This is a genomic window from Actomonas spartinae (genome assembly GCF_051209155.1).
Lineage (GTDB): Bacteria > Verrucomicrobiota > Verrucomicrobiia > Opitutales > Opitutaceae > Actomonas.
In genome coordinates, this window is the sequence record NZ_JBPJGB010000001.1 from 45,385 (window position 1) to 60,557 (window position 15,173).

Annotated in this window: 11 protein-coding genes; 6 read left to right on the forward strand and 5 right to left on the reverse strand. The window is 65.6% G+C overall.

What is annotated here, in order from left to right; genetic code table 11:
• Positions 1 to 18: 18 nt before the first annotated feature.
• Entirely contained in the window at positions 19 to 1,122 is a 1,104-nt protein-coding gene (locus tag AC0MRV_RS00195; protein WP_472762387.1) for a TonB family protein, read from the reverse strand.
• A gap of 117 nt (positions 1,123 to 1,239) precedes the next feature.
• Here AC0MRV_RS00195 and AC0MRV_RS00200 point away from each other — a divergent pair, with 117 nt between their 5' ends.
• Positions 1,240 to 3,120, forward strand: a complete 1,881-nt coding sequence (locus AC0MRV_RS00200) for a SulP family inorganic anion transporter (RefSeq protein ID WP_472762388.1) — start codon at positions 1,240 to 1,242, stop codon at positions 3,118 to 3,120.
• A gap of 8 nt (positions 3,121 to 3,128) precedes the next feature.
• Here AC0MRV_RS00200 and AC0MRV_RS00205 read toward each other — a convergent pair whose 3' ends face one another.
• Genes AC0MRV_RS00205 through queC form a run of 3 tightly spaced genes read right to left on the reverse strand, consistent with a single transcriptional unit; the run spans position 3,129 to position 7,689 of the window.
• Positions 3,129 to 6,548: a PPi-type phosphoenolpyruvate carboxykinase family protein gene (locus tag AC0MRV_RS00205; protein ID WP_472762389.1), complete on the reverse strand. Its 3,420-nt coding sequence runs from the start codon at positions 6,546 to 6,548 to the stop codon at positions 3,129 to 3,131.
• A gap of 60 nt (positions 6,549 to 6,608) precedes the next feature.
• Positions 6,609 to 7,040, reverse strand: a complete 432-nt coding sequence (locus AC0MRV_RS00210; RefSeq protein WP_472762390.1) for a hypothetical protein — start codon at positions 7,038 to 7,040, stop codon at positions 6,609 to 6,611.
• Positions 7,027 to 7,689, reverse strand: coding sequence for a 7-cyano-7-deazaguanine synthase QueC (gene queC, locus AC0MRV_RS00215; protein ID WP_472762391.1), 663 nt, complete (start codon positions 7,687 to 7,689; stop codon positions 7,027 to 7,029). The genes AC0MRV_RS00210 and queC overlap by 14 nt, the downstream gene beginning before the upstream one ends.
• Positions 7,690 to 7,797: 108 nt before the next feature.
• Here queC and AC0MRV_RS00220 point away from each other — a divergent pair, with 108 nt between their 5' ends.
• The 4 genes from AC0MRV_RS00220 to AC0MRV_RS00235 all read left to right on the forward strand — a co-directional run bounded on the left by AC0MRV_RS00220 (position 7,798) and on the right by AC0MRV_RS00235 (position 12,780).
• Entirely contained in the window at positions 7,798 to 8,673 is an 876-nt protein-coding gene (locus AC0MRV_RS00220; protein WP_472762392.1) for a histone deacetylase family protein, read from the forward strand.
• Positions 8,670 to 9,854 carry a ribonuclease D gene (locus AC0MRV_RS00225; protein ID WP_472762393.1) on the forward strand — a complete coding sequence of 395 codons (1,185 nt, stop codon included), beginning with the start codon at positions 8,670 to 8,672 and terminating at the stop codon, positions 9,852 to 9,854. Before AC0MRV_RS00220 ends, AC0MRV_RS00225 begins: the two co-directional genes overlap by 4 nt.
• An 86-nt stretch (positions 9,855 to 9,940) precedes the next feature.
• Positions 9,941 to 11,692: a fatty acid CoA ligase family protein gene (locus AC0MRV_RS00230; protein WP_472762394.1), complete on the forward strand. Its 1,752-nt coding sequence runs from the start codon at positions 9,941 to 9,943 to the stop codon at positions 11,690 to 11,692.
• The gene (locus AC0MRV_RS00235) at positions 11,689 to 12,780 is read left to right on the forward strand and encodes an NAD-dependent epimerase/dehydratase family protein (protein ID WP_472762395.1); all 1,092 of its coding nucleotides are present in this window, start codon (positions 11,689 to 11,691) and stop codon (positions 12,778 to 12,780) included. The genes AC0MRV_RS00230 and AC0MRV_RS00235 overlap by 4 nt, the downstream gene beginning before the upstream one ends.
• Positions 12,781 to 12,974: 194 nt before the next feature.
• Here the strand turns inward: AC0MRV_RS00235 and AC0MRV_RS00240 are convergent, their stop codons facing one another.
• Positions 12,975 to 13,781 carry a TrmH family RNA methyltransferase gene (locus AC0MRV_RS00240; protein ID WP_472762396.1) on the reverse strand — a complete coding sequence of 269 codons (807 nt, stop codon included), beginning with the start codon at positions 13,779 to 13,781 and terminating at the stop codon, positions 12,975 to 12,977.
• A gap of 83 nt (positions 13,782 to 13,864) precedes the next feature.
• Between AC0MRV_RS00240 and AC0MRV_RS00245 the strand changes: the two genes are divergently transcribed.
• The gene (locus AC0MRV_RS00245) at positions 13,865 to 15,139 is read left to right on the forward strand and encodes a class I SAM-dependent RNA methyltransferase (protein ID WP_472762397.1); all 1,275 of its coding nucleotides are present in this window, start codon (positions 13,865 to 13,867) and stop codon (positions 15,137 to 15,139) included.
• Positions 15,140 to 15,173 lie beyond the last annotated feature (34 nt).

Genomic DNA, 15,173 nt, shown 5'->3' on the forward strand with positions numbered 1-15,173 from the left:
TCGCGACTTCCGGCGACCCTATTTCGCCTCCTCCACCGCCGGTGGCTTGTAGACCAGCGGGATCCGCGCGACCACATCCACGGGCTCGTCGCCGATGTAGGGCGGGGCGAACCCCCAATCAGCCACGGCCTGCAGCGCCGCGTAACCAAAGGCCTCGTCGGTGGTTGAGACGATCTGCGGCAAAACCACCACTCCGTTGCGCGTGATCACAAACTCGACCAACGCCTCAGCCGGGCGCGGCGTCTTCATCAGCTCCACTGGCACCGTCGGTTCCCGTTGCGCGACCGCGATCGGCGGCCGCGGGAGATCTTTCAAGGTGCGGATCTGGTCGGGTTCTTCCCGCAGCAACTTGGCGACGCGGCGCATCTCCGAGGTGTAGGGAGCGTCGCTCCGGTCGTTGTTGGGGCGGAAATCAAACTCCATCGAGAGGATCGCACCGCACGGTGCGCCACTTTTGTGAGCCGCGGGGTTGAACCGGAAGCTTCGCACCGCCGCCTCGGCCGCGTGTTTGAAAGCCGCGTCCGCGTCCCCCTCCGCCTCCGTCGCGATCACCCGACCCACCGCATCGACCACGAACTTCACCAAAACGGTGGCCCCCTGTCGGTCGAGGACCGCCTGCCGCGGGTAAACCGGCGCCGCATACCAAACCAGTTCGGGCGGCTTGTGCCAACGGAACGCCTCCGGCAGCGATTCGGGGTGCGACTTCGGCCGCTTCACCTGCCAACCCTTCGAGGTGTCGCCGCCAGTGATGTTGAAGATCATCGGCACCCGCATGCGCGCGGCTACTTTGCGACCATCCAACATGGCTGGCTTGAAGCGCCATTTGTAGACCGAGTCCAAAGCGGCCTCGCGAAACCCCGGATGACTCGCGCGCTCCACGTGCGCCACCGCCACCCGCCCGTCGGTATCGACCACAAAATTGATCAACACCTCGCCAGTGATCCCGGCCCGTCGCATCGCGAACGGATAGATCGGCCTGGGTTGAGACGTGACCTTCGGCATCACATCGGCCGACTCCACCACCTCGCCCCTCGTGCTCGGCATCAACGCCACCAGCAGCATCAGACTGCGGATCAAGAACCACTGCCTCCACTTCACCCCGCAACGTTCCTTCGTTGTCATGGGAGCACCGAATAAGTGCTTCGTTGGCCCTTGTCCATGGCGTCGTGCCACCTTGGGTTCCTCGTCCCCATCAGTTGACGTGGCACCGTCTTTGTCTCCAGCGTCTTGCCCAATCCCGTGAGCGAGCCGTCGTCCCAACCGGAACCCGCCGCGCCCCCCGACCCAGGTCGGGAGGACGATTCTCCTCGCCCGCACCGCCGCCACTGGGGACGTATCCTGCGCTATTGGGCCCGCGGTGCTCTGCGCGCCGTGCAAATCGATTGGTTCCCCGGTCGTCGACTCTTCCGCAAGCCGCCCCGTTCGACGCTCACCGCCGATGCCAAGGCCGGCCTCAATGTCGCCCTGCTCGGCCTGCCGCAAAGTGTGGCCTTCTCCCTCATCGCCGGCGTGCCGCCCATCGCCGGTCTGCTGAGCAACGCGGTCGGCTCCATCGTCGGCCCGCTCTTCAGCGGCTCTCGCTTCATCGCGGTCGGTCCCTCCAACGCGACTGCCATCCTCCTGCTCAGCGGCCTCGCCACCAGCGGCCTCGCCCCCGAGCAACGCGTGCTGGCGCTGCCGCTCTTCGTGCTGATGGTCGGCGTGTTCCTTGTGATCGGCGCCATCGTCCGCGCGTCATTGCTGATCAACTACATCTCGCGCACGGTCGTGACCGGTTACATCACCGCCGCCGCCTTGCTCATCTTTGTCAATCAGGTGCCCAACGTGCTGGGCTTCCACATCGGTGGCGCCTCCACCTTTCTCGGCACCCTCTCCGGCACCTTGCGCAACCTCCACCTGACGCAGTGGCCGGAGCTGCTTATCGCCGGCGGCACCCTTGCGCTCTACCTCGCCCTGCGCCGCTGGGCTCCACAGTTGCCCAACATCGTCGTGGCTTTGGTCGCCGCCGCCGGCGCTGCGATCGGCTTCAAGGAACTGGGCTGGGAACTCGACACCTTGCAGGGCTTCAGCCTCACCGAGGTGCGCCTCCTGCCCGGCACCTTCAACTTCGACCTCATGGGCAACCTTGCCGCGCCCGCCCTCGCGCTCGCGTTCATCTCCATCCTCGAAGCCTCCGCCGTCGGCAAAACCCTCGCGTCGCGCTCCGGCCAACGCCTCCAGGTGAACCAGGAGATGTATGCCCTCGGCATGGCCAACGTCGCCAACTCCCTCTTCGGCAGCATGAATGCCTCGGGGTCACTCACCCGCTCCGTGCTCAGCGAAAACTCCGGCGCGCGCTCCCCGCTGGCCCACATCATCGCCGGCCTCATCGTGCTCGCCCTGGCCTTCTCAGTCGGCCCCTTCATCCGCTACGTGCCGACCGCCGCGCTCGCCGTGCTCGTCATGGCCATCGCCAGTTCGCTCATCAATCGCCGCAACCTGCTCTTCGCGCTCCGCACGACCACCTCCGACACGATCGTCTTTCTCGTCACGCTCATCGCCGCGCTGCTGCTCACCATCGACTCCGCCATCTTCCTCGGCGCCTTCACCTCCGTGTTGCTCTTCCTCAAGAAGGCCGGCCAACCCGAGCTGGTGGAATACAACTTCAACCAGGAGGGTCACCTCGCCGAAATGCCCACCCCCGAGCGGCGCAACGTGCCCGGCATCTCCATCCTGCACGCCGAGGGCGACCTGTTCTTCGGCTCCACCGAGATCTTCTCCCAACAGATCCGCGAGGTCATCCGCGACCCGTCGCTCAAGATCATCATCCTGCGCCTCAAGAACGCCCGCAATCTCGACGCCTCCGCCGCCGTGGCCATTGAGGAGCTGCACGACTTCCTCAAAAAATCGAAGCGCCAGCTCATCGTCTCCGGCGCCGGCCGCGAGGTGACCCGCGTGCTGCGCAATGCCGGCTTCATCGAAAAACTCGGTGAGGAGAACTACTTCCGCGAGGTGCCCAGCAATCCCACGCTCTCCACTCGCGACGCCCTCAAACGCGCCACCACCGTGCTCGGCCGACGCGATGCGGAAATCCGCATCTTCGTCGACCAAGCCAAGAAGAAGAAACAGGACGAGGCCTAGGCCGACCCCTACACCGGCTGCCGCCCGAGTGTGCCGACCAACGAGGCCAGGTAGTCCGCGCTCTTCACTTTGGCCAACTCCGCCTCGGCCTCGCACAGGCGCGCGGTCAGGCCCATGCGTTGCGCGACGTCCGCACTCGCCGGATGGTCGATGACCAGTTTGAGCGATTCGATGTGCCGTGCCCACAGGCCGACGTCCCAGCCCTGCTTGGCCACGAGTCGCGCCTGATACCAATCGCTCGCGAGCAAGGCCTCACGGCTGAACATCTCGCGCACCTCCGGCGCATCGAGACCGTGGCCGTTCCAATTGCCCTTGGCCATGATGTGCAGCAAGGCCTCGAGCGGCGGACACGCTTCACTGATCGTGCCGTCGTCGAAATAGGCCTGGGCCACGCGCTGATGCGTCACGCACATCACGTCCATGCCTTCGGCAAAGAGGTCCATGTCCTGCAACTCCGGCTGCAGCATCTCATCGGTGAAGACCACATGTGGATGGTTGAACACGCGCCCGAAGAAGGTGCGGGCAAACTTCGCCGTGATGCGGTAACCGAGTCGGCTGGAGAACACCTTGTCGCCGTTGTGCTCCAGGTCTTCGCACTTCTCGAGGTAGCCGTTTTCGATCAGGAACTTCGGGTCGCGTTCGTTGTGCTTCATGCGGCACCAGACCTCGGGAATCAGCAGACTCACGTCGTGGTCGACCCGCATTTTCGGACCCACGTAACCCGCCGCCGACACGAAGGTCGGGTGGCCGGTGAGCAGCAGCGACACCAGCGCCGCATTGAGATCGTAGATCGCCGGCAGGCAGTTGAACGGCCCCTTGGTCAGCGCGCCTTCCGAACCGGCGCCGGTGGTCGAGGGCGACTTGCCCGTCATCGAACTGATGACTTCCAGGAACAACTCCGGCAGCTCGAGGTAATGGATCGGGTTGAACACCGCCAAGGCCGGCACGCCGGCCTTTGTATCCGGTGGATTGTTACGCCGGCCCGGGACCACCGCGTCGACCGGGGTGTAAACCGGCGCGTCGGCCGCGAGACGCCGATGCAACCGCGTGGCCATGCGCGCGAGGTGGGCCGACTTCGGGTTGGCGAGATCGGGCCGCATCTGCAGATAGCGCGGATTCTTGGTCGGCTTGCCGTCCACGATGCGCGGGTGCGCCGGCGACACGAAAAACGAGGCACCATCCGGCGAAGCGGCGGCCTGACTGATGAGCGCCTTCACCGGTTGCGTCCACTTGTCGAACCCAACGGCGTCGGCGACCAGTTCCTTGGCGTCGTCCCGCGTGAGCGGTTCGAAGTTGGAGATGAAGTTGCCCGGGCCGGCCAGGTCGCGCTCGGTCTGTTTGTCGTAGCCGCGATGGATCGCGTCGTCGGGCCGCTGGAAGAGGCGCGTCTCGCAGTTCTCCACAAACTTCTCCGACGGCCGGTCGCTGCCCGCGGCGCGATCCGGCAGGCGATCGGCCGGCACCACGACCGACGCCGTGATGTCGTCCTCCATCTGCACCTTCGCCGCCGGGTGGAAATCCTCGCGCAGGCCGAAGACACGCCACGAACCGTCGTCGCGGAAGCCGACGCGCAGATAGCTCGCGGTGAGCTTGCGGTTGTCGCACTTCAACTCGTTGCCGGGCGTGCCGTTGATGATGTCGACCGAGAAGTGGCTGCGCCAATCGTCGCCCCAGTCGCTCTGGTAGTGCCGCTTCACCACGAAGACGATTTCCTTGAGGTATTGCGGAATGACCCGCAGCCAGTCGTTGAACTCCTCGGAGTATTCGCTGGAGGGCGTGAGCAGTTTGATGACCGAGCCGAGCGAACGCTCGTTGCTCAGGATCGGACGCGTGTCCTTGCCGCGCTTTTCCGGGTCGGCGAAACGCTCGTGATAAGGGTGGTCGAGCAACTCCTGCACCCGCTTCATGTCGCGCTCGAAGTCGGCCACAAACACCGGACCCGGCAGAATGGCATCGGAAATCGCCTTGGAGATCTCGGACTTGCCGCCGCCCGACACGGTGCAGGGCTTGTGGCACAGGGTCCCTTCGGCGACCGTGCCGACAAGGTTCCACGAGCTGTGGCCGGGCGGTTGCTCCAGTTCGACCTTGTAGCCCGACGGACGCACGTAGGTGATGCCGGCCCGCAAGGGCAGGGTGCGCACGCTGCCGTCCTCGGCGGTCCATTCGACCTTTTGCGTCGGCAGGTCGAAGCGCACATCCTCCGGCACGTAGTAAATCGTTGGATACTCCTTGTCGACCGCGTAGCCCTCGGGCTTTACGTCGATGAGGTCGCCGTAGGCTTCGACCACGGCGGCGAAAGAGTGACCGCGCGACTGCACGTGCACGCTGCCGGCGAACTCCTCACCCAGATCGTAGGACGGGTAAACCAAGGCGCCGCCGGCGTGCTCCTCTTCGGCGAAACCGTAGAGATTGGCCGCGTAGCCGATCTGCGTCTTCACCTCCTTCTTGCAGTAACCGAAGTAGTTGTCGGCGATGATCGTGACCACGACTCCGCGGGCGTCGCGGGCGCAGACCTTGAAGGCCGAGCCGTCGTTGTAGAGCTCGTTCTCGTCCTTCCAGCACATGCCGTCGCGGCGTTGACGCGGCGTGGCGAGATCCCAGTGCGGCAGGCCCAGCAGGACCTTCGGCACCTTGACCAAATGTGGGGCGAGGATGACGCAGCCGGTGTGACCGGTCCACCCGTCGATATCGAGCGCCGCGTCGTTCTCGGGCAGGTAGGGGTCGCCGCCGTTGCCGAAGATCGACTCCACAAAATCCAGGTTGGCCACCAGCGAGCCCGGCACGAAGAAACGCGTCTCCATGCGTTTGGCCTTGGTGAAGCCCTTGACCTCCGGCACGACCAGCGGTCGCAGCATGAGGGTCACCCACGCCGAGGCGGGTTCGGCCCAGTCGGCGGAGTAGGGGAGACGCATCAACTCGTCCGGCGCCTGCCAGGCGAGCTCGAGCAGTTTGGCATAGGCCTGCTTCGGCACCGCCTTCTTGTCCTCCGGCACCGGCAAACCGCCTTCGGCGATATGAAACACGCCCTTGGTGGTGCGGCGGTCACTGGCCGGATTGTGCAGCACGCCGTTGCGCAGCCGATAGCTCGACAGCAGTGGCGACTGGGTCGCATCGCCCCGATCCGGCAGCGACAGCTCGCGCGCCAGGCCTGGTTGATCGAGCACAAAGGTGCGCAGGGGCAGGGTGGGCGCCGGGCCGAGCTCGGCGAGGTATTGGTTGATGAAATGCTGAATGCGCCCGTCGACCGGCGCGTAACGCTCCACCATCTGCCGGGTCATCTCGCGGTGCCGCGAAAAGATCGGATCCGCCAGCGCCGTCAGAGATCCCGCCCCGTCCCCCGGTCCGGTGGGGCATCCCAACAACCCCAGGCGCAGGGCAATGGCTTGACGGTGTTCCTCGGGCGAAGGCGGGCGTTTGGCAAAGCTCATAAGCGGTGCGGACGCTAGAAGCATTCACCACGCCGCGACAATCGCCTCTTTGAAAAAAGCCTATGACTGGCCCGCAACCACCGCCACCAGCACGGCGCGCATGCTCCACAGCACCGTGCGCGACCAGTTGCCGCCCACCAAACGGCGAATCAGCGCCTCATCCCGCCCCGTTGCCAGTCGACGGTGCTGCGGCACCTGCACGATCGCTGTGATGCCCCAGAGCGCGCCGACCGCGCCCAAACAAACCCACCCCACCGCCATTTCGGGCCAAATCGCCACCCAAAGGATCGCGCCGACCAGCTCCGCCAGCATCAACGGCCCCACCACCCAGCCCATGCGCCGTGTATAGTCCCGATGCCACGCCACAAACGCCTCTTCCGGCACGCGCGCAAAACCGGGATACACGACGACCTGCACCAGCCAAATGATACCGGTCATCATCCAGGTCGCCACCGCGTGCGCCCACCAAACGATCTCGCTAAACTCCAGCATCGTAAACCGTGGGATCGGCCAAACCGGCCCGCGCAAACGCCTCGATCCGCTCCACACAGGTCCCGCATTTGCCGCAATGCATCGCGCCGCCTTTGTAGCACGACCAGGTGCGCCCAAAGTCCACCCCCAACCGAGCCCCCTCGGCCGCGATCTGGCCTTTGTCCATCGCGATGAACGGCCGCAACAAGGCCACCTCCGCGTAGGTGCCGAGCTTCATCGCCTCGCCCATGGCCCGCATGAACCCTTCGCGACAATCCGGGTAGATCGCGTGGTCGCCACCATGTGCCGCGATCACCACACCGTCCGCCCCCGCGCTCTCCGCCACCCCTGCCGCGATGCTCAGCATGATCGCATTACGAAAAGGCACCACCGTCTGTTTCATGTTGGCGTCCTCGTAGTGCCCTTCGGGGATCTCCCCGCCCGACTGCAGCAACGCCGAATCAAACAAGCGGTCCACAAACGGCAGCGCCACCACCTCGTGCCGCACCCCCATCGCTGCTGCGTGCTCCGCCGCGAACGGGATCTCCCGCGCGTTGTGCTTCGCGCCGTAGTCGAAGCTCAACACCGCCACCACCTCGTGCTGTTCCCGCGCCCAATACAGCGCCGCCACCGAATCCATCCCACCGGAACATAAAACGACCACCTTCATCGGCCCTAAAATGCCTCCGCCTCCGCATTGCCCAATCTTTCTCTTTGTTCTTTCTCTTTATCTTTCTCCCCGCCGAACGGAACGCGCCCGCCATCGCCCCCATCGACCATGCTCCTCTTCCACGACGCCCGTTGCACCGCCTACGGCACCGCCGACCGCCCCGAACGTCCCGCGCGCCTCGCCCGCACCGTGCCCCATCTGCGCAACGCCCACCCGGATTGGACCTGGATCGAATCCCCTGCGGCCACCCCAACCGACGCCGGGCTCTGCCACACCCCGGGCCACCTCGCCCGCCTCAACGTCAGCGAGGACTTTGATCCCGACACACCATATTTTCCCGACATCGCCGCCCACGCCTATCGCGCCACCGGCGCCGCCCTCGCGGCCACCGACGCCGCCGTCGCCGGTCGCGGCCCCGCCATCGCCCTCATGCGCCCACCTGGCCACCACGCCACGGCCGACCAAGCCATGGGCTTTTGTTACCTCAATCACATCGCCATCGCCGCCGAACACGCCCGCCAGAACCTCGGGCTCAAGCGCGTCGCCGTCTGGGATTTTGACGCCCACCACGGCAATGGCACCGAAGCCCTGCTGGCCGACCGCGAAGGTTTCCTGTTCACGTCCGTCCATCAGTCGCCCTGCTACCCCGGCACCGGCCTCACGAGCTTCAGCAACTGCCAAAACTGGCCGATACCTCCTTTGGCGCCCCCGCCCGCGCATCTCGAGGCCCTCCGCGCCTCGCTCGACGCCGTGATTGCCTTCGACCCGGACCTTGTGCTCGTCTCTGCCGGATTCGACGCCTACGAGGGCGACCCGATCACCAACATGACTCTAAGAACCTCCGACTTTGCCACCTTGGGCACCTGGTTGCGCGCCGCCGATCTTCCGGCGGCCGCCGTGCTCGAGGGCGGTTACAGCGAAGACCTGCCTCTGCTCGTCGACGCCTTTCTGACCGCCTGGGCTGGGGAGGACGCCCGCGCATGATCAAACGTTTCCTTCCGCGCCCCGCCCGCCAGTTTTTCGGCGTCAAAATGAAGCCCACCGCGCCCGCCTACGACCTCATCGACCAACCTGGTCAGCTCCAGCCCCTGCTCGACGCCATGGACCGGGTCGACGAGCTCGCGCTCGATACCGAGGCGGACAACATGAACTGCTACCGCACCAAGATCTGCCTCCTGCAGTTCCTGGTCGACGGCAAGGTCTACCTCGTCGACGCTCTCGCGCCGCTCAAATTCGACGCCCTTTACGACAAGCTCGCCACCAAGCACCTCATCATGCACGGCAGCGACTACGATCTGCGCCTGCTGCACGACCTCAACGGCTTCGAGTGCAAGAGCATGTTCGACACCATGCTCGCCGCCCAGCTCCTCAACCGCCAACGCGTCGGCCTCGCCGCGCTCATGGAGGACTACTTCGGCCTCATCATGTCCAAGGAGTCCCAGAAGGCCAACTGGTCGCGCCGCCCGCTCACCCAGAAGCTCCTCGATTACGCTTCCCTCGACGTCTGGCACCTGCCCGAACTCCGCGACCTCCTCACCAAGGAACTCCGCAAACTCGGTCGCATGGACTGGCTCGACCAACAATGCCGCCGCCAGATCGAAGCCGCCCAATCCGGCTTCCCCAACGGCGACGAAAACGCCTGGCGCATCGGCAAATCCGAAAAACTCCGCGGCCGCGGCCTCGCCGTCCTCCACGCCGTCTGGCACTGGCGCGAAGCCCAGGCCGAGCGCCTCGACACGCCCCCCTTCAAGGTCTGCAACAACAAGCTCCTCATCACCATGGCCGAACACGCCGAACACGGTGATGCGGAGGCCGCGGTCATCGCCTCCATCAACCTCGGCCGGCGCCACAGCCGCCTCATCAAGTCGCTCACCGCCGCCGTGCATCGCGGCTTCGAAACCGACCCCGCCGACCTGCCGCGCCGCCAGCGCAACCGCGACCATCGCCCGCTCACGCCCAAGGAGCTCGGTTTCCAGGACCGCCTCAAAGCCGACCGCGACAAGGCCGCCACCAAGCTCAACCTCGATCCGACCCTCATCGCCAACCGCTCCCAGTTGGCTCAGATCGCCCGCAGTCCCGACGAACTCGACGAGCTGCTCCAGCCGTGGCAGGCGGGTATCATTCGCGAATTTCCCGCCTTCATCGCGGGCCGCGACGCCTCGTAAACAAAAGGCCAAACTCGCGAGCATTCGCATCTTTGCGGTGGGTCGGGCTTTACGCCCGACACGCAACGCATTTGCTGTCGGTCACCGTGCCGCCGCCGTCCCCAGCCGTCGACTCCGCCAACATCGCCCGCCACCTCCCCCGGATGGCGTCCGAGGAGCCGCATCGTCCGGCCCTCAAAGTCCCGCGTGGCCGCACCGCCGAGGGCGCCATTGACTACCTCGCCCTCGGTTTCGCCGAACTCGAGGCCGAAGCCGCCGCCTGGCAGGCCCGTTTCCGCAAAGCCGGCGTGCAGCGCGGCGACCGCGTCCTCGTCATGGTCCGCCAAGGCCTGCCGCTCATTTCCAGCATCTTCGCCCTCTTCGCCCACGGCGCCGTGCCGGTCGTCATCGACCCCGGCATGGGCCGCGAGAGTTTCCTCAACTGCGTCAAACGCTCCCAGCCCAAGGTCCTCCTCGGCATCCCGCTCGCCCGCGCCCTCAGCTACGTTTTCCGCCGCGCCTTCAAAACGGTCAAAATCCGCATCGGGGCCAGTGGATCCACCACCGCCCGGCTCAACAAGACCGCCGAACGCGCGAAGCTCGCCGTCGCCGCCACGACCAACGACGAGCTCGCCGCCATCCTTTTCACCTCTGGCTCCACCGGCGCGCCCAAGGGCGTCTGCTACACCCACGGCATGTTCAGCGCCCAGGTCGAGCTCATCAAACACGCCTTCCAAATCCGCCGTGAAGAGGTCGACCTGCCCATGTTGCCGATCTTCGCCCTCTTCAACCCGGCGCTCGGCATGACCACCATCGTGCCGGAGATCGACCCCAGCCGCCCCGCCGAGGTCGACCCCGCGAAGATTGTCCAAGCCATCACCCAAGAGCAGGTCACCAACTCCTTCGGTTCGCCCACGCTCTGGCGCAAGATCGCCCGCCATTGCCACCGCCAGCGCATCGTGTTGCCCACCATGAAGCGCGTGCTCTCCGCCGGCGCGCCCGTGCCACCCGAGCTTTGGGAACTCATGCGGCCGCTCCTGCCCAACGGCGAGTTGCACAGCCCCTACGGAGCCACCGAGGTCCTGCCCGTCAGCGCCATCAACGCCACCACCGTCATCGCCGAAACCGCCGCCGAAACCCTGCGCGGCGCCGGCACCTGCGTCGGCCACATCATCCCGCCCAACGAGGTCAAAGTCGTCGCCCTCGTCGACGGTCCGATCCGCTCCATCGCCGACATCCAGGAAGCCCCCACCCACGGCGTCGGCGAAATCATCGTCCGCGGCCCGACCACCACCCAGGTCTACGACGCCCTGCCCGAAGCCACGGCACTCGCCAAAATCCCAACCGACCAAACCCCAAATCCCAACCAGTCACCGTTGGGATCTGGGATTTCCAACGTTGGGATTTCCGGCGCGACAGCGCCGGCCTGGCATAGGATGGGTGACTGCGGCTACTTCGACGAAGTCGGCCGCCTTTGGCTCTGCGGCCGCGCCGCCGAACGCGTCGAAACCAACAACGGCCCGCTCTACACCGAACTCGTTGAACCCATCTTCAACAGCCATCCCGGCGTGCGCCGCACGGCTCTCATCGGACTCGGGCAACGCCCGTCCCAGCGCGCCGCCCTCGTCGTCGAGCCCCGCGACCGCGATATCATGGGCAACACCGCCGCCTGCCGCACCCTCGCCCGCGAGCTGCGCGAACTCGCCCGCCAACACCCGCACGCCGGCCGCATCACGACCTTCTATTTCCACGAAAGATTCCCGGTCGACGTCCGCCACAACGCCAAGATCCACCGCCTCACCCTCGCCAAGTGGGCCCAAACCGAGGCCACCGGCCTCGAGGTCGACCCTAAAAAATGACGACTCCTGTCCAACCCGACGGACCCGTCCTCGTCACCGGCGGCACCGGCTTCCTCGGCTCCCACCTCGTCGACCAACTCCTAGCTGCCGGCCGCCAAGTCACGGTCGTCTCCCGCTCGCCACGCCCCGAACTCGCCGCCCGCGGCATCCGCGTCATCACGGGCCACCTGCACGATCCGGCAACCTGCGCCGCCGCCGTCGAGGGCGTCAGCACGGTTTTCCACGTTGCCGCCCGCGTTGGCGTCTGGGGCCGCTACGAGGACTTCCACCGCGACAACGTGATCGCCACCGAAACCCTGCTCGCCGCCGCCCAGGCAGCCGGAGTCGAACGGTTCATCCACACCAGCACGCCGAGTGTGGTCTACAACGGCCAAGACCTCGCCGGCGCCGACGAATCATTACCGCTCACGACCGCCTGCCCGAGTCCGTATCCGCTCACCAAAGCCATCGCGGAAAAGGCCGTGCTCGCCGCCAATCGCCCCGGTTTTCTGACCACCGCCCTGCGCCCGCATCTCATCTGGGGCATCGGCGACCCCCACCTCGTCCCGCGCATCCTCGCCCGCGCCCGCGCCGGCCGCCTGCGCATCGTCGGCGACGGCCAAAACCGCGTCGACATGGTCCACATCACCAACGCCACCGCCGCCCACCTCGCCGCCGAAACCGCCTTGGCCACCACTTGTCACTTGCTAAGTGACAAAATTTCCAAAGCCACTGACCATGAGGATTTTGAGAATCTTCATGCCGATGTTCCACCATCCGCCGGTCGTGCCTATTTCATCACCAACGATGAACCAGTGAACCTGTGGAACTGGATCAACGAGCTGCTCACCGGCCTCGGCGAACCGCCGCTGACCAAGCGCATCTCCCTGGCCGCCGCCTCGCGCATCGGCGCGGTCTGCGAGGGGCTTTGGCGCATCCTGTCGCTCAAAGGCGAACCACCCATGACCCGCTTCATCGCGGCGGAATTAGCCAAGGACCACTGGTTCGACCTCAGCGCCGCCAAACGCGATCTCGGTTACCAACCCACCGTTACCATGGCCGAGGGCACGACCGACCTCATCGCGCACCTTAAGCGCAATCCACTGTAGCCGGGGTCGCTGACCCCGGTCCGGCCGCAGCGAGGCCGGCTACAACCCGGGAAACCTCAAAAACCGGTCGGGCCTCCTCCGAGTCCGCGGTGCCATCTCTGTGGCCTCGGTGACGAACCGCGCGTGCCTCTCAGCCCCCTGCATCGGCCTTCGCGTCTCTTCGCGCCCTTCGCGGTTGGAAAACCAACCCAGCCTCACCCGCGCTGCCGCACCGCTTCGAAGAGCGTGATGATCGTCGCCATCGCGACATTCAGCGAATCCGCCTGACCCGCCATCGGGATACGCACGCGGTCATCCGCCTCGCGCAGCCAATCGTCGCTCAGACCGTATTGCTCGCTGCCCATTACGATCGCCATCGGTCCCGTCAGATCCGCGTCGGTGTGCAACTGGGTCGCCGACGGCGTTGTCGCCACACTGCGGATACCCTTTGCGCGCAGCCACGTCCGGACCGCGTCGCTCTCGGCAATCGCCACCGGCACCGAAAACAGCACGCCGGTCGACGCCCGCACCACGTTGGGGTTGAACAAATCCGTGACCGGATCGCACACGATCAGCCCGTCCACGCCCGCCGCATCGGCGCTGCGCAGGATCGTGCCGAGGTTGCCCGGCTTTTCGATCGCCTCAACCACCAACAAAAACGGGGTGGGGGAAAGCGGCAGGTCGTCCAACCCGTGCTTCCATTGTGGTAACACCGCGAGCAAACCATCCGGCCGCTCCCGATAGGCCACCTTCGCAAAGGCCGCCTTGTTCAGCTGAAACACCCGGGCACCCGCCGCCTGGGCATCGGCAATGAGCGACGCCTCGTTGCCCTGTTCGCCCGGATACCATTCCGGAGAAATATACAGCTCGGCCGGCGCGAATCCCTTGTCCAAAGCTCGCCGAATCTGCCGGTAACCCTCGACCAGGAACTGCCCCGCCTGATCCCGCGGACGCCGGTCGCGCAGCTTCACAAGCTTTTTCACGCGCGGATTCTGCAAACTGGTGATGACCTCGGGCTCCATGGGTTGAGGTGCCCACGAAACACACGAAAGCACACGAAAGAAAACACTGCATTTCCGAGGTTTCGTGTCTTTTCGTGTGTTTCGTGGGCAAAAGAAAGCATCAGAAACTCCGGGATTTCCCGTTTCCCTATCACACCGAGATCGAGCTCGAGATCACGACGCTTACCAATCGGGGCGTTGGCCTGGGTCGCATCCAGCTGCCCCCCGGCGAACCCGATGCCGACTCCACCAGCTGGGTCGTCATGGTGCCTTTCAGCCTGCCCGGTGAGCGCGTGCGTGCTCGCGTGTTTCGCAACCAGAAGAACTTCTCCGAAGCCGACCTCATCGAGGTCCTCACGCCATCCTCCGATCGCGTCGAACCGCGCTGCCCGCTCTTTGGACAATGCGGAGGCTGCCAGTATCAGCATCTTAACTACGAGGCTCAGCTGGTCTGGAAGCGCCAGCAGGTCGAGGAGTTGCTCGAGCACATGGCTGGACTCAAACACCCGGTAAACGACGTGATCGGCTCCCCCCAGCAGTTCGGCTACCGCTCAAAAATCACCCCGCACTTCAACCTACCCCGCGACGGCGACGACCCGACCGCGCAACCCATTGGCTTCCTTCGCCAGGGCACCCGCAACGCCATCATCGATGTGCCCGAGTGCCTCATCGCCACCGACGCGATCAACGCCAAGCTCACCGAGGTCCGCGCCGACGTGCACGCCCGTCTTGCCGCCGCTGACTTCAAGAAAGGCGCCACCCTCCTCCTGCGCCATGCGACCGAGGGTGTCATCACCGACTACGATGCGGTCATCCACGAGCAGGTCGGCGACCTGAAGTTGCACTTCCTCGCCCGCGACTTCTTTCAGAACAACCCCTTCATCCTGCCCGCCTTCACCGGCTACGCCCGCGAACAAGCCGCCGCCACCGGTGCCCGCTTCATGGTCGACGCCTACTGCGGCAGCGGGCTCTTCGCGCTGAGCTGCGCGTCCGCCTTCGAGCAGGTTCGCGGGGTGGAGATCAGCGAGACCAGCGCCCGGTTCGCCACCGAGAACGCGGCCGCCAACGGCATCAGCAACGCCACCTTTCAGGCCGGCGACGCCGCCGCGATCTTTGCCGGGCTCGACACCGACCTGCCACCCGCCGACACCGTGGTGCTGATCGACCCGCCGCGCAAAGGTTGCGACGAGAGCTTCCTGTCACAGCTTTTCGAATACGGCCCCCGCGCCGTGGTCTACGTGAGCTGCGACCCGGCGACCCAGATGCGCGACCTGGTCCACTTCAAGGAGGCCGGCTACCGCCTTACCGCCGTGCAGCCCTTCGACCTCTTTCCCCAAACCCGCCACCTCGAGTGCGTGGTGACCTTGGTGAAGGAGTAGCGGGCGGCGGAATTCGAGCTGGCACCCGCGCGCG